Source organism: Paenibacillus glacialis (genome assembly GCF_001637205.1).
Taxonomy (GTDB): Bacteria; Bacillota; Bacilli; order Paenibacillales; family Paenibacillaceae; genus Paenibacillus_AQ; species Paenibacillus_AQ glacialis.
This window is the reverse complement of sequence record NZ_LVJH01000021.1, coordinates 168922-195230: the sequence shown is the minus strand read 5'-3', so window position 1 is coordinate 195230 and position 26309 is coordinate 168922. Positions and strand designations below refer to the sequence as shown.

Annotated in this window: 26 protein-coding genes and 3 pseudogenes; 19 read left to right on the top strand and 10 right to left on the bottom strand. The window is 41.8% G+C overall.

Going from position 1 to position 26309, the window contains the following annotated elements:
- The first annotated feature begins 14 nt into the window (after nt 1-14).
- The 4 genes from PGLA_RS12625 (at nt 15) to PGLA_RS29715 (ending at nt 2927) form a co-directional block, all read left to right on the top strand.
- The gene (locus PGLA_RS12625) at nt 15-239 is read left to right on the top strand and encodes a hypothetical protein (protein WP_068533207.1); all 225 of its coding nucleotides are present in this window, start codon (nt 15-17) and stop codon (nt 237-239) included.
- 376 nt (nt 240-615) lie between these two features.
- Complete coding sequence (gene sdaAA / locus PGLA_RS29565; RefSeq protein WP_068533205.1) at nt 616-2178, top strand: L-serine ammonia-lyase, iron-sulfur-dependent, subunit alpha; 1563 nt, start codon at nt 616-618, stop codon at nt 2176-2178.
- Nucleotides 2179-2613: 435 nt separating this feature from the next.
- Nucleotides 2614-2793, top strand: coding sequence for a hypothetical protein (locus PGLA_RS27990; RefSeq protein WP_211269538.1), 180 nt, complete (start codon nt 2614-2616; stop codon nt 2791-2793).
- Nucleotides 2736-2927, top strand: a complete 192-nt coding sequence (locus PGLA_RS29715) for an S-layer homology domain-containing protein (protein ID WP_084411020.1) — start codon at nt 2736-2738, stop codon at nt 2925-2927. The genes PGLA_RS27990 and PGLA_RS29715 overlap by 58 nt, the downstream gene beginning before the upstream one ends.
- Nucleotides 2928-2940: 13 nt before the next feature.
- Here PGLA_RS29715 and PGLA_RS12610 read toward each other — a convergent pair whose 3' ends face one another.
- The 5 genes and pseudogenes from PGLA_RS12610 to PGLA_RS27985 form a co-directional block, all read right to left on the bottom strand.
- Complete coding sequence (locus PGLA_RS12610) at nt 2941-3141, bottom strand: helix-turn-helix domain-containing protein (RefSeq protein ID WP_068533202.1); 201 nt, start codon at nt 3139-3141, stop codon at nt 2941-2943.
- Between the two features lie 99 nt (nt 3142-3240).
- The gene (locus tag PGLA_RS12605; protein ID WP_068533200.1) at nt 3241-3561 is read right to left on the bottom strand and encodes a hypothetical protein; all 321 of its coding nucleotides are present in this window, start codon (nt 3559-3561) and stop codon (nt 3241-3243) included.
- A gap of 24 nt (nt 3562-3585) precedes the next feature.
- Complete coding sequence (locus PGLA_RS12600) at nt 3586-3855, bottom strand: DUF429 domain-containing protein (protein WP_068533198.1); 270 nt, start codon at nt 3853-3855, stop codon at nt 3586-3588.
- A gap of 105 nt (nt 3856-3960) precedes the next feature.
- Nucleotides 3961-4374, bottom strand: a pseudogene (locus tag PGLA_RS12595) (endonuclease III domain-containing protein); the annotation flags it as partial.
- A 206-nt stretch (nt 4375-4580) separates the two neighbouring features.
- On the bottom strand, nt 4581-4730 hold the full coding sequence (locus PGLA_RS27985; protein WP_161487889.1) for a CarD family transcriptional regulator: 150 nt from the start codon (nt 4728-4730) through the stop codon (nt 4581-4583).
- A 524-nt stretch (nt 4731-5254) separates the two neighbouring features.
- Between PGLA_RS27985 and PGLA_RS12590 the strand changes: the two genes are divergently transcribed.
- The 7 genes and pseudogenes from PGLA_RS12590 to PGLA_RS26760 all read left to right on the top strand — a co-directional run.
- The gene (locus PGLA_RS12590) at nt 5255-5500 is read left to right on the top strand and encodes a hypothetical protein (RefSeq protein ID WP_145939544.1); all 246 of its coding nucleotides are present in this window, start codon (nt 5255-5257) and stop codon (nt 5498-5500) included.
- An 85-nt stretch (nt 5501-5585) separates the two neighbouring features.
- Nucleotides 5586-8123, top strand: coding sequence for an excinuclease ABC subunit UvrA (uvrA, locus tag PGLA_RS12585; protein ID WP_068533193.1), 2538 nt, complete (start codon nt 5586-5588; stop codon nt 8121-8123).
- 5 nt (nt 8124-8128) lie between these two features.
- Nucleotides 8129-8446, top strand: a complete 318-nt coding sequence (locus PGLA_RS12580) for a hypothetical protein (protein WP_068533190.1) — start codon at nt 8129-8131, stop codon at nt 8444-8446.
- Nucleotides 8447-8960: 514 nt separating this feature from the next.
- The gene (gene recA / locus PGLA_RS12575; protein WP_068533252.1) at nt 8961-10016 is read left to right on the top strand and encodes a recombinase RecA; all 1056 of its coding nucleotides are present in this window, start codon (nt 8961-8963) and stop codon (nt 10014-10016) included.
- Between the two features lie 240 nt (nt 10017-10256).
- On the top strand, nt 10257-11171 hold the full coding sequence (locus tag PGLA_RS12570) for a sigma-70 family RNA polymerase sigma factor (RefSeq protein WP_068533188.1): 915 nt from the start codon (nt 10257-10259) through the stop codon (nt 11169-11171).
- Nucleotides 11172-11197: 26 nt separating this feature from the next.
- Nucleotides 11198-11701 carry a CarD family transcriptional regulator gene (locus PGLA_RS12565; protein WP_068533186.1) on the top strand — a complete coding sequence of 168 codons (504 nt, stop codon included), beginning with the start codon at nt 11198-11200 and terminating at the stop codon, nt 11699-11701.
- Between the two features lie 166 nt (nt 11702-11867).
- Nucleotides 11868-12155, top strand: a pseudogene (locus tag PGLA_RS26760) (oxidoreductase); the annotation flags it as partial.
- Here PGLA_RS26760 and PGLA_RS27980 read toward each other — a convergent pair.
- Nucleotides 12146-12394, bottom strand: coding sequence for a chymotrypsin family serine protease (locus tag PGLA_RS27980; protein WP_161487888.1), 249 nt, complete (start codon nt 12392-12394; stop codon nt 12146-12148). The pseudogene PGLA_RS26760 and the gene PGLA_RS27980 overlap by 10 nt on opposite strands.
- Nucleotides 12395-12784: 390 nt before the next feature.
- On the opposite strand from PGLA_RS27980, the gene PGLA_RS12560 reads away from it, so the two are divergent.
- The 4 genes from PGLA_RS12560 to PGLA_RS12545 all read left to right on the top strand — a co-directional run bounded on the left by PGLA_RS12560 (nt 12785) and on the right by PGLA_RS12545 (nt 18520).
- Nucleotides 12785-13468, top strand: coding sequence for a response regulator transcription factor (locus PGLA_RS12560; RefSeq protein WP_068533182.1), 684 nt, complete (start codon nt 12785-12787; stop codon nt 13466-13468).
- Between the two features lie 69 nt (nt 13469-13537).
- Nucleotides 13538-15274 carry a DUF885 domain-containing protein gene (locus tag PGLA_RS12555; protein ID WP_068533180.1) on the top strand — a complete coding sequence of 579 codons (1737 nt, stop codon included), beginning with the start codon at nt 13538-13540 and terminating at the stop codon, nt 15272-15274.
- A 19-nt stretch (nt 15275-15293) separates the two neighbouring features.
- Nucleotides 15294-16565 carry a sensor histidine kinase gene (locus PGLA_RS12550; protein WP_068533178.1) on the top strand — a complete coding sequence of 424 codons (1272 nt, stop codon included), beginning with the start codon at nt 15294-15296 and terminating at the stop codon, nt 16563-16565.
- Between the two features lie 209 nt (nt 16566-16774).
- Nucleotides 16775-18520, top strand: coding sequence for a DUF885 domain-containing protein (locus PGLA_RS12545; RefSeq protein ID WP_068533176.1), 1746 nt, complete (start codon nt 16775-16777; stop codon nt 18518-18520).
- A gap of 83 nt (nt 18521-18603) precedes the next feature.
- On the opposite strand, the gene PGLA_RS12540 is transcribed toward PGLA_RS12545, so the two are convergent.
- The 4 genes and pseudogenes from PGLA_RS12540 to PGLA_RS28910 form a co-directional block, all read right to left on the bottom strand.
- Nucleotides 18604-19503, bottom strand: coding sequence for an alpha/beta fold hydrolase (locus tag PGLA_RS12540; protein ID WP_068533174.1), 900 nt, complete (start codon nt 19501-19503; stop codon nt 18604-18606).
- 18 nt (nt 19504-19521) lie between these two features.
- Complete coding sequence (locus PGLA_RS28915) at nt 19522-19725, bottom strand: hypothetical protein (RefSeq protein ID WP_245699845.1); 204 nt, start codon at nt 19723-19725, stop codon at nt 19522-19524.
- Nucleotides 19726-20004: 279 nt separating this feature from the next.
- The gene (locus tag PGLA_RS12530) at nt 20005-20613 is read right to left on the bottom strand and encodes a DUF2239 family protein (RefSeq protein WP_068533172.1); all 609 of its coding nucleotides are present in this window, start codon (nt 20611-20613) and stop codon (nt 20005-20007) included.
- A 217-nt stretch (nt 20614-20830) separates the two neighbouring features.
- Nucleotides 20831-21088: pseudogene (locus tag PGLA_RS28910) on the bottom strand (DUF6262 family protein); the annotation flags it as partial.
- Between the two features lie 1217 nt (nt 21089-22305).
- Between PGLA_RS28910 and PGLA_RS28565 the strand changes: the two are divergent.
- Genes PGLA_RS28565 through vanT form a run of 4 tightly spaced genes read left to right on the top strand, consistent with a single transcriptional unit; the run spans nt 22306 to nt 25840 of the window.
- Nucleotides 22306-22509 (top strand): hypothetical protein, encoded by a 204-nt coding sequence (locus tag PGLA_RS28565; RefSeq protein ID WP_211269537.1) that lies wholly within the window; start codon nt 22306-22308, stop codon nt 22507-22509.
- Nucleotides 22510-22547: 38 nt separating this feature from the next.
- Nucleotides 22548-23621, top strand: coding sequence for a D-alanine--D-serine ligase VanG (vanG, locus tag PGLA_RS12520; protein ID WP_068533170.1), 1074 nt, complete (start codon nt 22548-22550; stop codon nt 23619-23621).
- Nucleotides 23605-24411 (top strand): D-alanyl-D-alanine carboxypeptidase family protein, encoded by an 807-nt coding sequence (locus tag PGLA_RS12515; protein ID WP_068533168.1) that lies wholly within the window; start codon nt 23605-23607, stop codon nt 24409-24411. Before vanG ends, PGLA_RS12515 begins: the two co-directional genes overlap by 17 nt.
- Complete coding sequence (vanT, locus tag PGLA_RS12510) at nt 24380-25840, top strand: serine racemase VanT catalytic subunit (RefSeq protein ID WP_245699843.1); 1461 nt, start codon at nt 24380-24382, stop codon at nt 25838-25840. The genes PGLA_RS12515 and vanT overlap by 32 nt, the downstream gene beginning before the upstream one ends.
- Nucleotides 25841-26309: the final 469 nt, after the last annotated feature.

The window sequence follows — 26309 nt, the reverse complement described above, 5'->3', positions numbered from 1 at the left end:
CAGGTGACTTGTCATTGGCATCTGATCAAGCTCTCTTTTTATTGATTAGTCGATTCATTCGTGATTGGGTTTACACTAATATTGTCGCAGCAAGCCACTTTGTTGTCGCAACGCAGACGATTGTTTGCCGCCGCAATAACCCGTTTGATATGGGGACCATAACAATCGGTTCCTTTGATGAGAAAAGTTCGTTTAATATCATTAAAGACAGTGAGAACTCGAAGGGGATGTTCGTATGATGTCCAACGAAGTCCGCTCAACTGTGGAAAGAGTATTCAACGAATCCTATCAGAGCTTGCGCAGGAATTTAGTATAACATATGATTTAACCTATTCGCATGATTATCCCTATCCTGTCTGGCAATGATAAGGAATGACTCACTTTTAGAAACGCCGCCATTTTCAAGCTCGGAGGATTTTGCATATTATTAGGAAAAGGTTCCGGGAAGTATGTTTTATGTTGGCGCCAAACCTGCTGATGGTCATAAGTCGAATGTTTGACTATTTGATTCCTTCTTAATATTACGAAGTATGGTGTGATAAAAGTTCTTGATTTTTTATCTGCGGTGGAATAATCTTTTTGCAACAGCATCGATTAGCTTAAAGGGGTGACAACATGTCTTTTACAAATTTGCAGGAATTATTTGGAATGGCAGAGCGGGAGAATATAACTATTGCAGAATTAATGATAAAAACAGAAGCGGTACAGAAAGGTTTATCGAGAGAGACGATTATTGAAAAAATGTCAGAACAATTTACGGTTATGGAGGAGGCTGTTCGCAGAGGAACTGAGAGTCCGGTAATGTCTCGTACTGGTTTAACTGGGGGAGATGGAAACCGTCTTTATGAGTATACTAAAGATGGGAACTCCTTTGTCAATTCTACAACCTTACAGGCCGCAGCCAATGCACTTGCAGTATCAGAGGTTAATGCGGCAATGGGGAGAATTGTAGCGACACCAACAGCCGGTTCGGCTGGGGTTTTGCCAGCTGTACTCGTTCATGCTCTAGACAGCGGAAGATTTACCCGTGACCAAGTTGTACAGTCGACTTTTACTGCTGCTGCACTTGGCTTAGTGATTGCCAATAAAGCTTCGATATTAGGGGTTGAAGCCGGCTGCCAGGCTGGAATTGGGTCAGCCACTGCAATGGCTGCAGGTACATTAGTAGAACTTGCTGGCGGAACACCAAAGCAGGTGGGAAATGCGGTTGGGATTGCGTTAAAAGCTTCATTGGGATTGGTTTGTGATCCTGTTGCCGGGCTGGTGGAAATTCCGTGCATCTATCGCAACGGTTTACATGCCATTACCGCTCTAGCTGCGGCAGATATGGTGTTAGCTGGGGTGAGTAGCATGATTCCTCCGGATGAAGTCATTCAAATAATGCATGAGGTCGGACAGCAAATGCCCGAATCGTTAAGAGAAACGGGAATGGGAGGTTTGGCTGGAACTCCAGCAGGGCAACAAATAAAAGAGAAGATTCTAGGGGGCAAAGCTAATGCCAGTGGGCCGGTTAAATACCAAAGTGCTTATGAGATCATTGGTCCTGTAATGGTGGGGCCTTCGAGTTCTCATACAGCCGGGGCTGTTCGGATTGGTAATATTGCTTACCAGCTTTTAAACGAAAAACCTCTATTTGCAAAGTTCACCCTGATGGGCTCTTTTGCTGAAACTTACCAGGGACACGGGACAGATTTAGCTCTCTTAGCAGGTGTTCTCGGGTTAACAATGATGGATGATGACATTCCGAATGCGAAAGAATTAGCCGAAAAAAATGGATTAAAGTATGAATTTACAAAACGAGTTCTTGGAAGCTACAATCCGAACACCGTTTTGATTGAATTAGAGGGAGAATCGCATAAGATAAAGGTATTAGCAAGCTCTTTAGGTGGGGGTAAAGTGGAAGTCCAAGAATTTGATGGTTATCCGTTAAAATTTAGCGGTGAACGGCCAACCCTAGTGATCCGCCATACTGATCGAAATGGAGTCATTGCAGATCTATCATGGATAATTCAGGAAAAAGGATGCAACATCGCCCGCATGGGAAATGAACGTTCAAAAATCAATGGTCCTGCGATTACGATTTGCGAAGTTGATAATACCGTTGACGAGAGTCTCTTAGCTATGCTAAAAAGAGAGATTCCGATTATAGATGAGATTCTTCTGGTTCAAACTGTGTAAGGGAATAACTTAGACAAGAGGCTGCCCAAAAAGTCGGTGAAAGCTGACTTTTTGGAGCCTCTTTTATATTTTTTACGTGCCCAGCAAGCCGTTAATTGCTAGTTGGTGAAAGTCCAACCCGAGTAAGTGCCGAGACGCTCGGTAGCTGACAGGCAATTGGTGGAGAAATCCTAAGGTTGAAGCCCCGGCAGAGATTAAAGGTTATTCAAAAAGTGTCGCGGGACAAGAACATTGTTCCATTGCCGAAATTATGAGCATCTAATCTCTAAAAATGCTCTGGCGGGCGTAGACAGGATTGTTCTTTGTACAGAACAATCCTGTTACGAATAATCCCAAGAATAACATGATGTGATTCAGATCCACCTGCCAAATGATTTGAAATCCTCGACCGCACTGGCAGGGCTCTATTATCTGAGTCACGGCCAATCGCTGAAGGTGGAAGGGAAATACGACAGCGGAACGTACACCTTGCAACAGTCAGGACCAGGACCTATGCTATTGTTTCCGTGGTCCGAGGAAGAAGTGCAGAATGAAGTTCTGACACCACCAAAAGATCCATCAACGGAAGCACTGTTTTCAACGATATTGCTGGGCTATGGACAGCATCTGATCTGATTCATGCAGCAAGCACGGGCATCATCACAGGATTTAAAAATGGTAGCTTCCGTCCTGAACGCAAAGTGAGCCGAGTGTGCGGTGATGTTAGTCCGGTAAAGGCCAGACGTTACAGTTTGCAGATCGGCGGATGATACAGGTATGGGCTCAGGATGCTCGACGTTCCATATATGCAGCTTGTGCAACTTCTGCGGAGTAGGTTCCATCCTTGCTTCCGCGCTTTTTCTCCCTTGCTATAGCGGAGTGGTGTCTCCCAAGCTTTTCACCAATCTCTCGGTTAGTCCATTCCAATCGATACAAGATTTCTAGCTGACTACGTTCGATTATGCTAAAATGAGTGTAGTTCATGTTCTGATTCTCCTTGTGTAGGGGTGGTGTGGTAACTTCATTCTACACGAATCAGTCATGGGCTGTTTTTTATTCTCTTAACATCTGTCGCACTTCATATTACAATCCGTCAAATAAAAAAGCATGATTTCCTACGTCCCTACAGAATGCCGTATAAGCTGCAGCTATGGAGTCTATATCATGGTCAGAATAACATTCATTAGCATCTATTCCAGAGATCATCTGAGACAAACAATCCATTATATTTATCTTTGCATTTTTATTATCTGGATCTTTATAATTTTGAATATCTGTAGCAATAGAATGATAAAAATGCAAAAACAAGAATGCTTTTGGGTGAACTTCTACTATTTTAGTTTTTGGAAAAGCAATGCTAATACTTCTCGAAAGTGTTATTCCTCTAACCGTTAAATAAATCAACCATGTGTCTACTCGTTGGTGGAATTACTGAACATAATTATTGATTTCCTTTAATCTTTCTTTTAGTTGATTATCAGATTCTCTGCATTTGTTATCTCCATTAGTAGATAACGGAGAATCAATACCTATGACACAATCTCCTTTATAATTATCAATTACTTCTAAAATGTCTTTATCAGTAAGTCCGCTTGTGATTGAAACAAGTTTTAAACTATGATTATTAGTCCGTTCTAGTATAGTTAGTGAAGTATTGGAAATGTTGTTTCCGCTTGACAAATCGATCCCTATATACATAAATTCCTCCGTCGTGTTTAGCAGATTTCTAAAATTGATTCTTCAACCTGTAATTAACTCAGATTGATAGTAATCGCATAAATCAGTCAAAGCACACTCTGGACACTATGGCTTACGTGCTATACAAATCTTCATTCCATGTTGAATAATCCATTCATGAGCATGGTGTTTAAACCTCATGGGGGTAACTTCATTGATCTTATCTGCGGTGTCCTCTCTTGAGATTGTGTGTGCTATTCCCAAACGATTAACCACTCTATGAACGTGAGTATCTACAGCAATAGTTGCCTTACTAAAAGTAAAGTGCATCATGATATCCGTACATTTACGTCCCACTCCGGTTAAAGCAAGGAGTTCCTCTCTTGTATTAGGAATTTCTCCATTATGTCTTTCAATGAGCTGTCCGCACATCGTCTTCAGATTTTTTGTTTTTCTGTTATAGTGTGCTGCTGGTTTGATCAACAAAGCAAGCTCTGCGTCTTCCAATTCAAGTAATTCTTTTGGAGTAGAGATTCTTTCATAAAGAGCCGTGCTCCGATTCTTGTTAGCTTCGCATAGTTAAGTATTCTTGTAGTGAAGTTTCTTCCAGTTTATAATCTTTCTTAGAACTTTTTCGGACCTGACGACTCATTTTACGAGTTAACGAAGTGAAGTCACTCTTTTTACCTTTAAGTCGTAAGTCAACACTTTGTTTCACATTACTTCGTGCCTTATCGATGGGGATTTTAGCAACATACGTTCATTTTGAGTTCTTCAAAGTAAAGTTTGTAATACTCCTTTTGTCCTTCCTGTATTAAAAGTGTTAATTCTTCTTCTAATACTCCTACACCGTGCAGGGGATAGAAAAGCAATCCGCCTGCCTTGATCTCATTCATAGTAACCCCTCAAATCTCTTAGTTATATGTTGAATTAATTATAGCATGCCCCTGTCAACCCCCCACTAGAGATGAAATTGTCAATCTATTATGGGAACAACATTACGGACACACAAAACAGATTAAAGCTTGCTAAAAAAATAACTTGACTAGTACGACTATGAAAAGTGTATGCTTACAAAATAACTTTTTAAATTGTTCCAATATTGCGTTGAAACACAAAAATCAAACAACTAGACAAGGTGAGTTATGCACTATTGCAATTAGTTAAGTCAATTTATTAGTCACAAGGTGTCTCCTTATACCAAGTAAACAGATGATTTTAAAAGGTTTTATTAATTGCACATGTAAATCTTACTTTCAACCAGTGGATGCTCCACTTAAGCAATTAGACTAAGCTTCACAGGGAAGGAAGAATTTATGTTATCTGTTTGTTGTTGAACTGATCAAATATGAACAAACATAAGATTAGTTTCATGATGGCTTAAGTATTCTATTAAACGAAAATATCAGAGGAGTAAGTGATGATGAATCTCTACAAATTTGAAATCGGTGTAAATGGTTTCCTTTTAAAAGTACATTTTTGTGCTACAGAACAAAGTGGGGTTAATTACACCAAGGCTTATATTTATAAATTCCAGAAAGAAGTGGCTAACTTAGAATTAGAAGTGAATATCTACAAAAGAGAAGTGCAAAAGCAGCGGCAATACAATCGAAAACCATACTTGTTCACAAAAAAAATGAATGAGAAGGCAATATTATCTAAATGATATCGGACATGATCTTCACCTAGTCTCCGGCATATTACTTCTCAGGCTTCGCTTTCATTTCATGTATTAGACAGGGGGATTATTTGTGCAAAAATTTATAAATGTCAGAGGTGCAAGAGAGAATAATCTGAAAAATATCAACGTAGATGTTCCACGAGACCAAATCGTGGTTTTCACAGGAGTGAGTGGCTCAGGGAAATCAAGCTTGGCCTTCGATACATTGTATGCTGAGGGTCAAAAGAGATACGTCGAATCATTATCAGCTTATGCACGACAGTTTCTAGGTCAAGCTACTACGCCTGATGTTGATTCCATTGATGGACTCTCTCCTGCTGTCGCAATCGAACAAAAAACAACCTCACGAAATCCACGTTCTACAGTAGGCACTATGACAGAAATTTATGATTATCTGCGTCTTCTCTGGGCAAGAGCAGGTACACCGCATTGTCCGGATTGCAAAGTGGAAATTGGACGTCAATCGGTTGATGAGATTGTCGAACGTATTTATCAATTTCCTCAAGGATCTAAATTTGCCGTAATAGCTCCGATCATACGTGGACAAAAAGGGGAGCATAGTAATGTACTGGATCAAGCGCGCAAGAATGGTTTTGCACGTGTTCGCGTAGACGGAACATTTTACAATTTGTCGGATGAAATACAAATCGATAAGGCTAAAAAACATACGATCGACATCGTTGTAGATAGGCTTACTGTACGAGAAGAGGATGCTCAACGTTTAGTAGATTCCCTTGAAATTGCTCTCTCTCTTTCAGGAGATACCGTCATGATTTATGAGTATGGTAGTTTGCAAGAAACGTGTTTTTCTCAGAGTTACAGCTGCTCTATCTGTGGCAAATCACTTACTGAGTTATCACCACGTTTGTTCTCGTTTAATCATCAACTAGGAGCTTGCCAAGCATGTCATGGGCTGGGCATTCAACTGCAATCGGGAGACTATGAACGTTTGTTTAATGCACAGAAAGAAACTAATGATGAGCTTGCAGCTCCGCCTTGTCCAGATTGTTTGGGGGATCGTTTGTCACCACAGACGCTAGCGGTAACAGTTGGCGGAATCAATATCGCTGACTTCTGCAAGCTGTCTGTTATTGATGCTGTTGATATGGTAACGAACTTAGAATTACCAGGAGCCAAAAATACAATTGCAATTCCCATTGTTAGCGAAATCAGTGCTCGACTTCTGTTTATGAAAAAGGTGGGTTTGACATATTTAACACTTTCTCGAGTTTCTAGCACGCTGTCTGGTGGCGAGAGCCAGCGGATTCGGTTAGCATCGCAAATTGGCTCGGGTTTGACTGGTGTACTCTATGTTTTGGATGAGCCATCCATTGGATTACATCAACGTGACCATTCACTCTTGTTATCAGCTCTTAGGGATTTGTGTGATCAGGGAAACTCACTGCTTATTGTGGAACATGATGAAGAAACCATTCGACAGGCTGACTGGATTGTAGATATTGGTCCGGGAGCAGGGAAACACGGTGGGGAGCTTGTAGCGCTGGGCACTCTTGAAATGATAATGAACGAACCAACCTCTATAACTGGCCAGTATTTATCAGGCAAGAAAAGAATTGAAGTTCCTGATAAAAGGCGCCTTGGCAACGGAAAAAAATTAGGGATTATTGGAGCTGCGGAAAATAACTTGAAAGATATTGACGTCTATATACCTCTGGGCACACTCACTTGCGTCACGGGTGTTTCGGGCTCAGGAAAATCTAGTCTGATAAATGAGATCTTATATAAGAAACTAGCTACAGAACTTAACAGAGCCAAGACGAAACCTGGAAAATATAGAGCGATAGAAGGGACTGAATTCCTCGATAAAGTAATCCATATCGATCAAAGTCCAATTGGACGTTCGCCGCGATCTAATCCAGCCACGTATACAGGTGTGTTCGACCTCATCCGTTCCCATTTTGCATTAACAAGCGAAGCTAAAGTTCGCGGCTACGAAGCCAGAAGATTCTCTTTTAACGTCAAAGGAGGACGGTGTGAAGCGTGTGCAGGAGATGGTGTTATGAAAATTCAAATGCATTTCCTTCCAGATGTGTATGTTCCCTGCGAAGTATGTAAAGGCAAACGTTATAACCGAGAAACGTTGGAAATCTATTATAAGGGTAAAAATATTGCGGATGTGTTGGCTATGACAGCAGAAGAAGCATTAGTTTTCTTTGAAAATATGCCTAAAATACGGAAAAGGATCGCTGCGATTTGCAAAGTTGGACTTGGTTATGTTCAACTAGGACAAGCCTCTACCACGTTATCCGGCGGAGAAGCTCAACGGGTCAAGCTTGCGACAGAGCTTTTGAAGCCAGCCACGGGAAGCACCCTTTATGTTATGGATGAACCAACTACAGGCTTGCATATAGCCGATGTGCATCAATTGATAAATATCATGCATGAACTGGTTGAGAGTGGAAACACCGTTGTGGTTATAGAGCACAGTTTGGAAGTGATCAAAAACGCTGATTTTATAATTGATTTAGGACCCGAAGGGGGAATACATGGAGGAGAGCTTGTTTGCGTTGGTACACCGGAGGAAGTGTCCAGATGCGAAATAAGCTACACCGGAAGATTTTTGAAAAATGAGTTGAAGGGGCACTGAGAGCAATGGAACTAATTAGTCAAAAAGTCATGCATATTCGTTTCGGTGAAGGATTTGTTGTGAGCAACACAGACAACCGGATTGATGTTCAATTTGCAGAACCCTTAGGGCAAAAAGGATTTACTTTTCCCGATGCCTTCGTGCAGCACTTGTGGATGCACGATCCTGCCGTTCAAGAGTTTGTGATCGCTCAATATTATCAAAATCAGAAACAGATTGAAGCTGAGAAGCAGCGACAAGAAGAGGAACGCGAAGTGGCCGCCGAAGCTGCTCGTGAATTAGCAGCATCAAAGAGAAAGTCCTCTACTAAAAAAAAGAAATAATAATCACTGCTGTCATCGAAGTTAACAAAATGGAGCATATCAAAACAGTCAGAACAGGCCATTTATAAAAGTTATTAAAGTAAATTAAATAGCCAGCCGCTGATCAAAAAAAGGAGATCAGCGGTCTTTAATCCTGTAATGTGTTTCACTTTGAATAAAAGTTCGAGAAATAGTCACATTCACACAGTCGTAGTCGCTTGACATGTATGTGATATAATTAATTTAACAAGTTGGTTAACAGGTTAAGCCCTTTTCTGAAATGCTAAAATAAAAATCCACAGATCAAGCTATTAATCTTTAAACCATCAAATGCATTGGTTAGTTTCTCAAATGAATCATTGAGGTGTAAAACCAAGTTTTCAGATGTGTTTTCTTTTTTATATTTGTTAATCTTTTACCTCGCAAGACAAATGAAGAGTTAGGCAAACTTGCCTGGAAGTTTTGTTAATCAATAAGGAGGGCATTAATTGTGAACATTGCACTAAATGATACATCTAAGGTTGAAAAACAAAAAATGCTGGAAAAAGCATTAGCTGAGATAGAACGGACATATGGAAAAGGATCTATCATGCGTTTAGGAGAACACTCCATTAACAGAACGATTGAAACAATTTCAACAGGCTCTATTGGTCTCGATTTGGCATTGGGAATAGGTGGCGTGCCAAAAGGCAGGGTGATCGAAATTTATGGTCCAGAGTCATCGGGCAAAACTACATTAGCCCTCCATGTCGTAGCTGAAATTCAAAAATTGGGTGGAACGGGGGCATATATAGATGCTGAACATGCTTTGGATCCAACGTATGCAAAAGCATTAGGGGTTGACGTCGATTCAATGCTTATTTCCCAGCCTGACACAGGGGAGCAAGCATTAGAAATTACAGAAGCATTAGTAAGATCTGGTTCTGTAGATGTTATTATTGTGGATTCAGTAGCGGCTCTGGTTCCTCGTGCAGAAATTGAAGGGGAGATGGGTGCTGTCCATATGGGATTGCAAGCACGCCTCATGAGTCAAGCATTAAGAAAGTTGACAGGTTCAATCTCTAAAACACATTGTGTGATCATTTTCATAAATCAGTTGAGAGAAAAAATTGGTGTCATGTTTGGTAGCCCAGAGGTTACCTCAGGGGGGCGAGCATTAAAATTTTTCTCCTCCATACGGCTTGATATTCGTCGCATAGAATCCATAAAAAATGGAACTGAAATTGTAGGAAATCACATTCGTGTTAAAGTTGTAAAAAACAAGTTGGCTCCACCGTTTCGTATGACTGAGTTTGATATTATGTATGGAGAAGGTATTTCGAAGATAGGGGAACTTATCGATATAGGAATTGAACGCGGACTAGTTCAGAAGTCTGGATCCTGGTTTTTCAGAGGCGAAATAAGACTAGGACAAGGGAGAGATTCTGCAAAGAAATATTTCATGGATCACCCCGATGAAGCAAGCATATTAGAAGATGAAATTCGGCAATGGGAGCAAGAACCGGTCGATGATAATACAAGTAAAACTGTGCAGGAGAGTCACGATTATATACCTGATAGTTTGAATGATCGATCTGGAATGAATAATTAGTAATTAGGTACAATATAGAGGGATTTTCCACACAAAATTCTTATAACAATATATTATCGAATTTTTTTTAATGATAATGTAAAACGTCTTGAAGACACATCTTTTATAAATATTACTGAGAGCGAAGTTTGCTAGAGATGAGTTAAAGTAGCTGTAATGGCAGATTATGTTCAAGTACTAGAAACAGGAACACTTGTCGGAACTGGCTCCTCAGGAAATTTAATGGTTAGGAGGAGCCAAATGAATAAGAAACATATTGAACAACGTGCAGGAACATCTAAAGAGAAGAGAGATGTCCATCTGCAACAGTTGAGGAAAAGAACGACCAATGATTCCATCCGATTTTACATGGATAATATCGGTGCTGTGCCGCTCCTTTCTAATGAAGAAGAAAGGAATCTGGCAAGGAAAGTTAAGCAAGGGGACGAAGCAGCCAAGCTAAAATTCATAGTGGCTAATCTACGTCTAGTCGTCAATATCGCAAGCAAATATAAGTGGACTGAAATGCCGCTGCTTGACTTGATTCAGGAAGGAAATCTAGGCCTGATGAGAGCGGTTGAGAAGTTTGACTTTCAGAAAGGGTTCAAGTTTAGTACTTATGCTACTTGGTGGATTCGTCAAGCAATAGAGAAAGCTATTGTGCAAAAAGGAAGGACAATCAGGCTTCCTACACACATGGTAGAGTTGCTGAAGAAGTGGACATGGAGTTCAGAACTCTTTTTTACAGAATTCGGCCGTGAACCTACTCCTGAGGAGATGGTCCACAGAATGAATATGCCTATGGACAGAATTCTTACCATAAAAAAACTTGCAGAAAAACAAGTTTTGTCCCTAGATTTGGAGATTGGAGCAGATAAGAACATAAGACTGGGAGACCTGCTTGAGGATATAAATGAAAGCAAACCGGAGGAGCTGGTAGAACGAAAACTTATGAAGGAGAAGATAAACAATGTTCTTAATACTCTGAGTAAAAGGGAAGAAAGCGTACTTCGGTTACGTTATGGATTAGATGATGGTGAAGTGCGCACTCTCCATGAGATAGGGGAGGTGTACGGAGTTTCTCGGCAACGCATCAACCAAATTCTGATTAAGGCTTTAAGAAAATTGAGTGATTGTTTCTCAGAAGAACGAATTCAGGATTTTCTTGAAGTGTAAGATTATTAATCTTAAGGGGGAAAATCATGAATGGAATTAAAGCAGGCGAAATGGTTTTTTATCCTTTACATGGTGTTGGACTTTTGGAGGAAAAAGTAACACGTTTGTATGAAGACAAAGAAAAAGATTACTTCAAAGTCTACTTTGAAGAACTCAAAATGGATATTTTTATTCCTGAAGATTCAGCAGAACAACAGGGGATTCGGCCTCTAACCAGCCAGGACATGTTAGAACAGTCCCAAATTCATTTCTTTGAAAAGTTTTGTGAATTACCACTTCTTGCATTCGAGCGAAAAAAATTGCTAGATCTAAAGCTGAAAACAGGAGATATTTTTTGTGTAACTGAAGTGATTCGAGATCTAGTCTGTGCCCCTCAATATGAACTTAAACTGGGCTTCCAGGACAAACTATTACTTGAAGCTGCATGTAAGTTACTGAAAAACGAATTAATGTACGTTCTTGACCTTTCAGATGAGAAAGCCTCTGACATTCTGAAAGAAATGATGAAGAAAAGACTAAAGTATAAGTGAAAAAGAAAGTATGTGGAGTCTCATTCTAATGTATCAATGACTTAAATCACAAGTTGAACTCATCTATTATGGAATATTTCAAAAAAGTATTGTTGTGCTCCCTGAAAATTTTCTCTCAGGCGATGCTGAATCCAACACTAAATACAATTAAAGGAGTGTTAAAACTATGATTTCAAACAATTATATTACTTCCTTGTTGAAACCTGTAAAACTTGGAAATTTAACACTAAAAAATCGTATTGTGATGGCACCTATGACTAGGTGCTTTTCACCAAATGGAGTTCCAGGGTCTGATGTAGCTGCTTATTAGCGTCGTAGAGCAGAATATGAAGTTGGGCTCATTATCACCGAAGGAGTACTTATTGAACATCCTGCTGCAGGGGCAGAACATGATGTTCCTTATTTTTACAGTGATGAAGCACTGAATGAATGGGCACGTATTGTTCAAGAAGTACAGTCGGAACTAGAATGGTGAACAGCAGCATAATTTGCAAATTGCGCCGGTCCATCTTTTAACCAAACAGATCCAGAATCTCCAGGAGCGGTTGGTACTGAACCGGCTCTTGGTCGGATTATCGACTGAGAGAGAAAACGTCTCCTTCCAATAGGGGTTTGAATTAAGGTTTCCACCCCAATCGCTTCAACTATTCCTGCAGTAATCCCCGTAGTACGTCCTGACTTCCATACAGCCATTCCAACAGGATAACTAATCTGGTACAGTGAAAATTTTTCCTCTTGAATCTTCTAGATAACGTGGATTCAGTGTCCCTCTTAAAGGAGAAGGTAATATCAGAGCCGCATCCACAACTGGAAAATCAGTAAAAGGAATGGGACACGATAGTTCAATTCTGATGGTATGCAAACAACTGCCAACATCTTGCAAACAGCCCAAGCCCATCCACCCTTTGTGGGGATAAGAAGCTAAAGCGATTGGATTAGTTATGAGGGGAATCCGGTGGCAACCTGGCTAAGCATATGATAACTAGACCGGTAAGAATAAATGGGAATCTTATCAGCAGTGGACTCACAAACCCGTTGAAATATGTTATACTATCCCATATTTGTTCATCCATGGAGGAGCTTATGAAACTGTTGATCGTAGAGGACGATATTGGAATATCGCATACAATTGCAAGAGTTATGCAGGATGAAGGGCATAAGGTTACGGAGTGTCATAACGGAGAAGAGGGCTTGCATCACGCATTGTACGGCGAGTTCGATTTAATTATTTTGGATATTATGCTGCCTAAGGTTGATGGATTTACAATCATCCAAGAGCTTAAGAAGCAAAGAGTGGATACCCCGATTCTTTGTCTGACGGCAAAAGACGGATTGAACGACCGGGTAAAAGGGTTAACGATCGGAGCGGACGATTATGTGGTGAAGCCATTCGAGATTCCAGAGCTGATCGTCAGAGCTAAAGTGCTGCTGCGCCGTTATGGCAAGGTTAATCAAGAAGAGCAGATTAGCTACGGCCCGATTGCTATTCAAGTTAGAAATCGAGCAATTACGGTCACAGGAGAAGAGCTGACTTTAACAGAAAAGGAATATGAGTTGCTTGAGTACCTGCTCATGAATAAAGAGCAGATCGTGACGAAGGAGCAAATCTATAACCGAATTTGGGGACTCGATTCGGAAGCGGGAATTGGCATCGTGGAGCTCTATGTCCATTATCTTCGGAAGAAGCTGTCTCCATGGCATGCCGATCAATATATCCAAACCGTAAGAGGTTTGGGCTACATACTCAGAATAAAAATAAACGAGTAGTTTTTCAAAGGGAAATCAAAGGTTCATCTTATATATTCTTCTTATACTTTATAAAGGGGAGATTAATACATGAACCTTGTAAGAAAGATGTTTAAGAACACCAGATTGACTATTTTATTGGCAGCAGGATTACTTGTCTTGCTGACTGTAGGTGGTTTGTTATGGCAGGATCAACATAAATCAGAGGACTTCGGCACCATGATTCAAAAGATAGCGGTTGCCATCCTGAATGAGGATCCCGAGTCTCAGCTTTATTATGGTGCGGAAGAAGTGAATGGTCTAGGGTGGGATCCCACTAAGCTTTCCGACTACTCGGATGCCTATTACCAACAAATAAACGATGATACTGAAGAATTATTGAAAAAGTTGGATGCATACGACGCTGCCAAGCTTTCCTCGGAAGACAAGCTTACCTACGATATCGTCAAATGGCAACTAAGCGCGGCACAACAATTGAACAAATATTCGGATTTGAACACCAACGGATATCTTAACCTAACCAGATTCTCGCCGTATTTCGCTAACAACTATCCGATTCGTAACCAAGCAGATGCAGAAAATTATATTGTTGCGTTGAATGGGTTTTCGGACAAGGTCGCACATTTCATAGACAGAATTCAGGACAAACAAGAGGAAGGGTTCATCCCCACTTCTGAATTTTTGAAGGAAATACTCATAAGTTTGCCGAACACGAAACCGGAAAAAACGGTATTGTACACTTCATATGTAGAGAAATTATCGGAGATAAAGCTCAAACCGTCCAAAGAACAGGAACTGAAACAGGCGTTACTACAGACTTTAAGTGATCATGTAGTGCCTTCTTACGGCAAACTTGCCGATGTGATCCAAAACGATCTTCTGAAGCAAGCATCCATGGGTCAGGGAGTTTGGAGTCAGCCGGGTGGCGGCGAGTACTATTCTGCTCTGCTTAGACTTTACACGGGCACGGACTTCAGTCCTCTGGAAATTCACGAGATCGCCAAACGCAAAGCGGAAGAGATTGTCAAGGAGCTAAGAAGCCCAGTCCCGGGGAAAGCACAAGAGACTACAGCTGTAAACCAACGCGTAGCAGGAGATGAATTACTGCAAACGGTTAACCGCAGTTTGTCGGAAATAAAGCCTCAATTGTCCGATTGGTTTGAAGAAGCGCTTATTCCCAACAATCCCGTGGATGTGCGGTTAAATCCGGCTCCATTTTCGTATGCAGGCGCGTTTTATATCCCCCCTTCTATTAATGGCGATAGGAATGGAAGATTTTTTTTCCCGCCCTACAGATCGATTTTCGAAGAGAAAGCTAAAATGACTGCGGTGCATGAAGGTATTCCAGGACATCATTTTCAATATTCTATTCAATACAACCAACCGGAAATTCCATTAGCCCGTAAAATAACTAATGTACCCGGATTCACAGAAGGATGGGCAACCTATGCTCAATCTTTAGGCGTAGAGATGGGCTTGCTTGATCAGAAGACGGTACAAACTCATTTGCTTAATGTATACGTTGGAACCGTTATCGACACGGGTATTAATGGGCTGAAATGGACAAGAGAACAAGCTTATGAGTATATGGTACGCATGATTGGACCGGAAATGTACTTGATTGACAAAGCCTTTGCTTCTCCCGGACAAATAACGAGCTATGCCATCGGATATGATCAATTCCAATCCCTTCGAGAGAAAGCGGAAAGCGAGCTCAAGGATCGTTTCGACATTAAAACTTTTCATTCCGTTCTTCTTCGAAACGGTAATATGCCATTTCCGATATTGGAGCAGCAAGTGAATCAATACATTAAGTCCGCCAAATAAAAGGAGAGCAGACCCCGATATGATTAAACGCACGCTAGTACGAATGACGATATGGAACAGCATTGTCGTATTTTTCTTGCTCATCATACTGGGGGGAGCGTTATACGGGCTGGCGCGTTATCGGATCTATTCTGACATTGACCGTCAGCTGGTGTTTAATATTGACCACATACAACAAATTTCTCTAAGTAACGGGGAGCAAGTCATTAACTTTGGTTCGAATGAACCGGAACGTCTTATGATGCCATTTTATTGGGATTCCAACGATACCTTGATTCAAAGCTTTTATTATAAATGGCCATATTTCGTATTGAGTTTGATGATTCGGGAAAAACAAAACCAATTGGAACCCGAGTCGATACGCGTGGGTAAGAAGACTTATCGATTCGTGAGCAGACCCTATCAGGGCAATTTGCCATTAGTCGAGAAGCTGTCTAACACGCCTTTGAAAACAGTTCAGATGTTTACGGAAATTTCTACCGAGACGTATTATTTGAATCGGTTATTATGGAGTATTAGTATCGGAATCGGTATCGGCGCGTTATTATCTATCATCGCAGGTTACACATTGGCTAGACGGGCGCTCATTCCGATTCAGAAGGCTTGGGACAAGCAGCAGCAATTCGTTGCAGATGCCTCTCACGAGTTGAGGAGTCCGCTTTCGGTCGTCCGAGGACAGACACAAATATTGTTGCGCCATCCCGATCATACGATCGAGGAAGAAAGCGCTCCAATTTCAGCCATTCTGAAAGAAACCAAAAGAATGAGCAACATGGTAGACGGCCTACTTCTTCTGGCAAGAGGCGATTCACATGAGGAAGTCATCTCATGCAAACCTGTGCGAGTTGACGGGATCATTAAAGAGATTGCAAAAAATATAGAACCGATAATGGATTACAAGCAGTTGCGGTTACAGCTTCATGTCGAAGGCTCGGAATTGCTCATGAATGGAGATGAGGATCGTCTCATACAGTTGTTCATGATTTTGTTGGACAATGCCATTAAATTTACGCAGGCGGATGGGCAAATCGATCTTGAGTGTCTTAGGCAAGGGAAATCAGTTCTCATAACCGTCAAGGATAACGGAGTGGGCATTTCGGAACACGAATTGCCACTCGTATTTAATCGCTTTTACAAGGGAGATTCCTCTAGAAATAGAGTGGATCATGGAGCGGGTCTAGGGCTATCGATCGCGCGTTGGATCGTCGATCAACATCAAGGTTCTGTCCACATTAGCAGCGGGGTAGGGTGTGGTACGACCGTTATGATTCGTTTTCCGGTGATTAGTTAAATAATAGAGTTGATAGGATACCGCGGCAGCCGACCAGACAATAGGCTGCCGTTTTCATTAAGCTAAAGGTTAAATAAGTTGACGATCAATTGCGGTGAACCTTAAGAGGTTTGGGCTACAGACTCAGAATAAACGAGTTGTTTTTCAAAGGGAAATCAAAGGTTCATCTTATATATTCTTCTTATACTCTATAAAGGGGAGATTAATACATGAACCTTGTAAGAAAGATGTTTAAGAACACCAGATTGACTATTTTATTGGTAGCAGGATTACTTGTCTTGCTGACTGTAGGTGGTTTGTTATGGCCGGATCAACATAAATCAGAGGACTTCGGCACCATGATTCAAAAGATGGCGGTTGCCACCCTGAATGAGGACCCCGAGTTACAGCTTTATTATGGTGCGGAAGAAGTGAATGGTCTTCGATGGGATCCCACTAAGCTTTCCGACTACTCGGATGCCTATTACCAACAAATAAACGATGATACCGAAGAATTTTTGAAAAAGTTGAATGCGTACGACGCTGCCAAGCTTTCCTCGGAAGACAAGCTTACCTACGATATCCTCAAATGGAAACTAAGCGCGGAACAAAAATTGAACAAATATTCGGATTTGAACACAAGCAGATATTTTTCCCTAACCACTTTCTCGCCGTTTTTCGCGAACAACTATCCGATTCGCAATCAATCAGATGCAGAAAATTATATTGTTGCGCTGAATGGGTTTTCGGACAAGGTCGCACATTTCATAGACAGTATTCAAGACAAACGGGAGAAAGGTATTGTCCCAGCTTCTGAATTTCTTAAGGAAATGCTTACGAGTTACAGCATTTTGCGGAATACGAAACCGGAAGAAATGATTCTGTACAGTTTATATGCAGCGAAATTAACCGAGTTAAAACTCGATCCCTCCGAAGAGGAGAAGCTAAAAAAAGAGCTAGCGCAAACCCTAACCGATCATGTACTGCCTTCTTACGGCAAATTTGCCGATGTGATCAAGAACGATCTTATGAAGCAAGCATCCGTGAGCCAAGGAATCTGGAGTCAGCCGGGCGGCAGCGAGTATTATTCTGCAAGCCTCAAACTTACTACGGGTACGGACCTCAGTCCTCAGGAAATGCACGAGATCGCTAAACGCAAGGTAGAAGAGATCGTGAAGGAGCTAAGAAGCGGGGCTTCGGGTCAAGCGCAGACTACATCTGCAGCCAGATTCCTAACCGGAGATGAATTGCTGCAAGCGTTAAATAGCAGTCTGTCGAATGCCACGCCCTATTTGTCCGATTGGTTTGAAGAGGAACTTATCCCGGACCATCCCGTGGACGTGCGGGCGTATTCGGCTCTTTTCTCATCAGCAGGTGGAATGTATCTCCCCTTATCTATAGATGGTGATAGGAGCGGGAGATTTGTCATTCCGCTCGAAAACCCGACCTCCGAAGAAGTGGTTAAAATGCTTGCGTTGCATGAGGGTATTCCAGGACATCACTTTCAAATTTCGATTCAATATGATCAACCAACCATTCCATTAATCCGCAAAATAATGATGACGTATGGATACGTAGAGGGATGGGCGGTCTATATGGAAAGCTTATGCGCGGAGAAGGGCTTGCTTGATTGGAACACGGTACTAATTCGTTTGCTGAACAATTCCATAGGTACCGTGATAGATACGGGTATCCATGAGCTGAAGTGGACAAGAGAACAAGCTAATGAGTATCTGGTGAGTGCCATCGGAACGGGGAGCGATGCTTTCATCGACAGTGTCATTGCCTATCCAGGACTTAACGAATACTATGCGATCGGATCGGAGCAATTCCAATCCCTTCGAGAGAAGGCGAAAAGCGAACTCGGGGATCGCTTCGATATCAAGGCATTTCATTCCGTTCTTCTTCGAAACGGTAATATGCCATTTCCGATATTGGAGCAGCAAGTGAATCAATACATCAAGTCCGCCAAATAAAAGGAGAGCAGACCCCGATATGATTAAACGCACGCTAGTACGAATGACGATATGGAATAGCATGTTCGTATTTTGCTTGCTCGTCAAACATGCAGATTAATACGAGCCGTTCGCTCTATGCCATCAGTGATTACTTTGTACAGTTGGTGCGGTAAGTCGTGTCCCATGCCGTCAACCAACATTAGCTCAGCGCCCGGAATGGCAGAAGCCGTGTCCTCGCCACACGCCGGGACGAACAGGGGATCGTCCACCCCATGAATGACAAGTGTTGGTACTTTTATGGTCGCCAGCCGCGGACGACGATCACCGGAGACAGCGATCGCAGCAATTTGTCGTCCAACACTGCCTGGATCGTAGGCTCGCTGGACTTCCTCCAGAATGAGCGCTCGATATGCGTCCTCTTCAAACGGATAGCCGGTGCCGGCGATGCGTTTGGCAAAAGAGACGCTGTGCGCCAAAAATCCTGCTTCATCCTCAAATGGGTTCGGCGCTGGTTTAGTCATCATCGCCATGACATCCGGGGAAGTTTGCGGAAGTGTGGGATTACCGGAACTGGACATAATGGAGGTGAGTGATAAAACCCGTTCAGGGTACTCACTGGCAGCAATCTGGGCAATCATTCCGCCCATCGACCTGCCAACGAAATGTGCCCGGTCAATTGAAAGGGCATCGAGTAGTCCGATAGCGTCGTTGGACATGTCATCGAGAGTGTAAGGGATGTCCGGTCGCTTTCCCGACATGAGAGCAGTCGCCAGTGCGTCAAAATCCAGCGTCGGATAATGGCTAAAATGCGTCGAGCAACCTACGTCGCGATTGTCAAAGCGGATTACGCGAAAGCCCCGCGCTGCTAATATCCGACAAAACGAATCCGTCCATCGGATCATCTGGGTTCCAAGCCCGGCGATTAGGATAATAGCCTCGTCATTTTCGTTACCAAAACTGTCATAGGCCAATTCGACGCTTTTGACTTTCAGAATGTTCATGATTATGTTCTCCTCCAATTAATTCGGTATTGTAAGTTCTCTCATAGGCAGAAGGCGTGAATCTTCGATCGCTGCAGTCCGATGCCCGATACCGGCCATGTAGTCTTGATGACTTGAAAAAGCAAGAAACGACTGCGCGCTGCTCTGGCGGATCATCATGACAAAATCCCATCTTTCGTCTTCGGGTCCGATAAGAAACTCTCCGCCATCGCCAAGAAACATGATTTCACCTCCGATTTCACGGAGAAATGGGAGGGTGTGCTCGATATAGCGGTTGAAAGCTTCGGCACCGCTGATTGGGACCTCCGGTGTTAGTTCAGGATAGGCTGTGTAATCGGCAACATGACGATGCTGCCCTCGATGCCTCGCTGTATGAACCTCATGCCAGCACGTTGCGATGGTTCGATGTAACGATTAAATTCAAATTCTGTCATAGTGTGGCTCCTTTCGTTGTTCCTTTTTTTATTCTAAATTCCTTACGCCTACACATTCTTTCGTTTATTAGTTCCCTTCAGGGAATGCATTAGCGGCTAATCTTTTGATATGGTTTCTGATATCAGGTGCCCAGTCATCGATGCAGTGGTAAAAACGATCCAAATCACCAGCATACAGTGCCCGCAGAGCTTCTTCGTATTGATGGAAGTTCCCGGCCATAGCTGTCATAAAGTGATATGTTGCTTCTTGTGACTCTCGTATCTTGCTCTGTTTTCCTCCAGCACGGCGAGCATCACCAACGAGTTTTCGTAATGTTACCGACGCCCCTCCAGGTTGACTCTTCAGCCATTCCCAATCTTTTGGCAATAATGTAACCTCACCGGATACAACCCCCAGCTTGGGTCGACCGACCCGCCGTGTAGGCTGGTGATTCATTTCCGTACCGAGCAAGTCGCCAAACTGTTCTCCTAATCGTTTGAGCACGTCATCTGTCTTCCCACGGAAATCAACATCTATTTGCTTCCCCGTGGTATCGTCAAATATAAGCAGCTGTGTGAGGTCTCTGTCATCCAGAGCATCCTTCACTGTAGAAACAACGTGCTGTAACGAACCACTGGCGACGACTCCCACACCCAAAAATGCCGTGCAGCAAAAGCGCGTTTGATCATCTCTCATTCTGTAGATCCTCCTCTGAATGCTCCACTAATTTTACCCGGGTAAAAATAAAAAGTCAATATTACCCGGGTAAAATATATTTTGTCGTTTGTTATGGAGGGATTAAATGCAAAAGACGCGGCCTAAGAGAAACCGCGCTGTTGAGGGCTAGTGTTTGCTTTATGTTGTACATGCAGTGTTTTGTCGCAAAACTGCTCGTTAGCTCAATGAAGTGTAACTAAAATTTTTCGTAAATCTGAGCATAAGCCTTTTTCATTTCTTCTCGTAATTCTTTGTTCTCGTTCTCCAGTGCTTTGATTTTGCGTTTTAACATTTCGATGAGTATATCCTTATTCGCATCATTTATCTCACGCTTTATTTGCTTTGGAGTGGGTGCTTGTGATTGTTGACGGCGTAAGGATTCGATCCTCTCGCGGATATCTGAATGGTTATATAAACTCGCTTTCGAAACACCCGATTCTTCTGATACGCTATCGATTGGGGTAGACGCAGGGTTTCAATTTGGTAAGGAGGGGCGTTTTAATGTAGCTGCTAGTTTATCTTATCAATACACAGAGCAACTAGAAACAACTGTAAGTCATACAACCATACAAATGACTGAAACAACGCAAGAACATTCAATCATCAATGATAAAAACTATAATGTTGCATGGTCTAAATATATATTGGTTTCAGAATATAGTGTACAGCGTTCAGACGGTACACTCGTAAGTAAACCATGGATACTTATCACATCCCTGAACTAAATAGAGTAGTTATGTCCAAATCTTTGCCTTTATGATCAGCGTTGAAATGCTAATTAATTGAGAAGAGTTTCGAACAACCAAGTGAGTATGGTTCTTCGTATAAATTCGACTTACTTTAGACATCAAAGAGAATCCTGTTCAAGTGCTCATAACTACGATCGCTTACACAAATCGTTTTCAGTCAGTAGAAGAGCCTACAAAACATCGCGTCTGACAATTGGCTGATATTGAATGAAACTGCTTCTTATTCAAAAAGTCGTGAGTTAGGACTTAATCACAGCAGCATACCAAGGCTCATCCTAATGCTTTTAGCACTGTTTTTTGTACTGTGATAAAGTGAGAAGAGACACATTGTAGGCAGATTAATGACATTAATGTGGGCACTTTAATGTCATTTGTAAGATGACAAGAATATTGTCCGATTGCCGTTTTAGGCCAAGAATATAGTCTTATTGCCCATTGTCAGACTAAAAAGGTACACCTTAACCAATAACGCTTATTTATCCCGCAAGGTGATGCGGCAGCCTTAATGTAAACTGTCGTGCTCCGTTAGCCATACATGCTACCGCCGGAAGGCTTGCTTATTGCCTTGTTTATTACAAATCAGGGAATAAGCCCCCGTTTCGCTATCGGGATAACTGTACTTACCAGTTGCATTGAATGGATTGCGTGTCTCGTTGGCTTCCAATAAACTTCATCTTTGGCGCGGCGCAGAACGTCAATGTCCTGCTGTGTCTTGAGGATTCTCATTCTTACATCCCTCCTGAAAATGAAAATGACCCCTCGAAAAAGGGGTCTTGGTATTGGGTCACTATAATGATATATGTCTGTGAATGCTTTTAATTCTCTATTTGACCAGCAAGGAATATGGCAGTAGTGCTAGGGGCTTTTTTGTCAAAATTCAATTTTACCAACGTGACTAAAATGTCACTTCAATGTCACTGTAATGTCACTTTGGGAAGATATACTGCGTAGTGGAGGTAGGGAACAGTCTTTTACCCATTTGGAGACATCTTCCTCTCACGTTCACGTAAAAAAGTGCAGAAGGAGCGGATCAGAGTTTACTTTGTTGACTATGCCAATAAATGAAGAAGGACAAGCAGAAGCCGTGAATCAAGAAGTAGGTTTTTTTCTTGTCTTACTACGATAATGGTAATTTACTGCTATAAATACAAGGAGGGTTAATATATGGAGAAGAAAACGATTGCGGTATTATTTGGCGGATGTTCTAGCGAGTACGAGGTATCATTAATCTCTGCTGCTTCGGTGATCGATCATCTTGATACAGACAAATATAACATCGTGATGATAGGAATTACACGAGATGGATTATGGCTCAGATACAGCGGCAGCATCGAGGACATACGTAATAACCGGTGGCATGCGCATGCCAGTTGTATACCCTCATTTATTTCACCAAGCAGAGAAATAAGAGGGCTAATTGAATTAGTAAATACTGAATTTCATATCACCCCCATTGATGTTGTTTTCCCGATGCTCCACGGTAAATATGGAGAGGACGGAACATTACAGGGGCTTCTAGAACTCTCAGGTATTCCTTATGTAGGATGCGACATGCTCTCCTCGGCGATTTGTATGGATAAGGAGATTGCGCATACGTTAGTACAGGCAGCAGGCATTGATACGCCACGTTCGATTACTGTATTCGAAGGTGAGAATATTGAAAAATCCGTTATTACTGCAGAAAATATTGGGTTCCCACTATATGTAAAACCAGCAAAGTCAGGATCTTCATTGGGAATTACCAAAGCGTACAACAAGCAAGAACTGCTAAAAGGTGTGGAACTAGCCTTTTCGCACGACAAAAAGGTCGTTATCGAACAAAATATCGATGGATTTGAAGTGGGATGTGCAGTTCTAGGAAATTCAGATCCTATCATCGGAGTCATTGATGAGATTGAATTAGCGGGTGATTTTTTCGATTTCAACGAAAAGTACTCATTGAAAACTTCGGAAATTCACCTGCCTGCTAGAATAGATGAGGACACGACGAACAAGGTTAAAGAAACAGCGATGCTGATCTATAAAACGCTTGGCTGTAAAGGGTTTGCAAGGGTAGATATGTTCCTTACTGGCGATGGGCGTGTTGTATTTAATGAGGTCAACACCATACCTGGGTTTACGTCTAAATCCAGATATCCGAATATGTTACGTTCTAGCGGTGTTTCTTATCCGGAAATTCTCGACCGACTGTTACAACTCGCGGTTTTGGAGGACAAAGCATATGGAACCGTTACATGAAATCCGACTTGACCGAGCAGCAATTCATCGTGGACATTTAATCCTGGTAAACCATGAACATTCCGTAAGACAAACCGAAAAATCTGCAAATATTATACCGTTACATAACATTCTAACTTTTGATAAAGAGCAACAAGATATTTCCCTTGAGAAAACTTGCTTGCAACAGCTATCTGCTTTGTTAATCGCTTGTCATGCGATGGACGATATTATAATTGTCAGTGGTTACCGTTCTAGAGAGGAGCAACAGGAACTCTATGAAAACTCTTTACAAGAGAACGGAGCAGCTTTTACGGCAAGCTATGTAGCATGTCCCAATGAGAGTGAGCACCAGACTGGACTTGCTGTGGATGTAGGTGAGAATGCTGAGAATGTGGATTTTATCTGCCCATCATTTCCTACTCATGGCGTTTGTCAAAATTTCAAGCAGCTCGCAGCTGAATATGGCTTCATTCAAAGGTACAAAGAGGGCAAAGAGCATATCACCAAAATTGCCTGTGAACCCTGGCATTTTCGATATGTCGGCTTTCCGCATTCGGTTATTCTCGAACAACATGGATTTTGCTTAGAGGAGTATACCCAGTTTTTGAAACAATATGGTTTTCATCACGAGCATCTGTATATCGAACATAAAAGTTCAGTTATTGAAATTTATTATATGGCAGCAGAGGAAGACATCACAACCGTTCCCATCACGAATGAAGAACAATATCACCTATCTGGCAATAATATTGACGGTTTTGTGATAACTGTATTTCATGAAAAAGGCAGTGAACATAATGGTTTCTAAGAACAATTATGGTGTAATCGTCCACTTTAAGATCGTTGCGGCCATACTGGTCATTGCGATACATACAGGTATAACGTATTACAATGTATACGATGATTTTCTGCTCACCAGCATATTAGCGTGCCTCGCGGCACCCTTTTTCTTTATGGCTACGGGCTTCTTCCTCTTTCAGATGCTAACAGGGGAAAGTAGACAGGACAGAGAAATCGTACATCGTTTTACGCTTAGCATCGGACGGATGTACCTTATTGCGATTATATTGTATCTTCCAGTTGCGCGACTTATCGCTTTGAGAGGGAAAAAACCAGCAAATAAGCATAGGGCCTGGGCGGAAATAAATCTAGTTCATCTCAAACACAATCTATTGGAGTTGAAAAGTGTCCTGCCACTAGACTGTAATATAATGGGAGTTGTCAAGGCCGATGCCTATGGACATGGCAGCATACAGGTCGCGAGGTATCTTAACAAAGCCGGTGTAAGACACTTTGCTGTGGCTGAATGTTCAGAAGGGGTTACCTTACGTAAACAGGGCATCAAAGGAGAAATCTTAGTTCTAGGATATACTTCTCCAAGGTGTTATAGAGATCTTATTCGCTATAATCTTACTCAAACGATTATTAGCGCAGATTATGGTGAATCCATAAATGAATATGGCAGAAAGATAAAAGTTCATATCAAAATCGACACTGGCATGAGAAGGCTAGGCGAAAGCAATGGCAATATGGAGCAAATTTGCTGCATGTATCGACATACAAATTTACAAGTAACCGGAACCTACAGCCACCTATCTGTGCCCGATAGTCATCAACAGGATGATATTTCCTATACACTTGCTCAAATCAACCGCTTTTATGAAGTCATCGGACAATTAAAGTCCGAAGGGATAAATCCCGGTACACTTCATATCCAAAGCAGCTACGGTATTCTAAATTATCCTGACATCCATTGCGGACTGGCTCGACCCGGCATAGCACTATATGGACTGACTTGTAATGAAGAAGATAAAATAAATACTAGAGTCTGCTTACGTCCCGTTCTTTCCTTGAAAGCAAAAATAACCCTTGTCAAGACCATCAAAGCAGAGAACTCCGTTGGATACGGACGTAATTACGTGACAACACAAGACAGTAAGATTGCGACTGTTTCTATTGGATATGCTGACGGCGTTCCCAGAGCCTTATTCGAGAAAGGCGGATATGTCCTTGTCAGAGGTAAAAAAGCTAAAATTGCAGGTAATATCTGCATGGATCAAATGATGATAGATGTAACCTCTATTGACGGCGTACAAGAAGGAGATACAGTAACACTGATCGGACAAGACGGGGAGGAATGGATAACAACGGGACATGTTGCAAGCCTATGTGGCACTATTACCAATGAAATATTAAGCCGTATCGGAAACCGAGTAGAGAGAGTATATATCGTTTAGCCTGTTCTCATAGACTGCAAGGGGGCTTATAACTTGAAGGAGGAACTTAAATGAAGAAAGATAAACTCATAAGCACCTTTTCATATCGACCCTAAGGTTGATGGAAAAGGTGCTTTTTCTTCTTTAAAACCAGTTTAATAAAAGATGCATTTACCTCTATAATAATTCTAGAAATATGGTTACAGCGGATCGCTAGAAATTAGGTATTAGTCGAACAAGTTTGTCTGGGGTACCGTCCCCGTTCTTATCGCCATTGTTGCTGGTGACGAAATAAAGCGAACCGTCGGGCGCTTCGAAATGGATATAGTGAAATTTTATTTACAAATACAGATAGTAATAATTTTTTTGAAAAAAGTAAATCAACTTCTATAATCTGGTATGAAGAAACAAAAACATTCTCTTCAATATATGAAGCACAAGAATATGTATTAAGTGAAATTTATCCCGAAATTCTTCATAATTATACTGG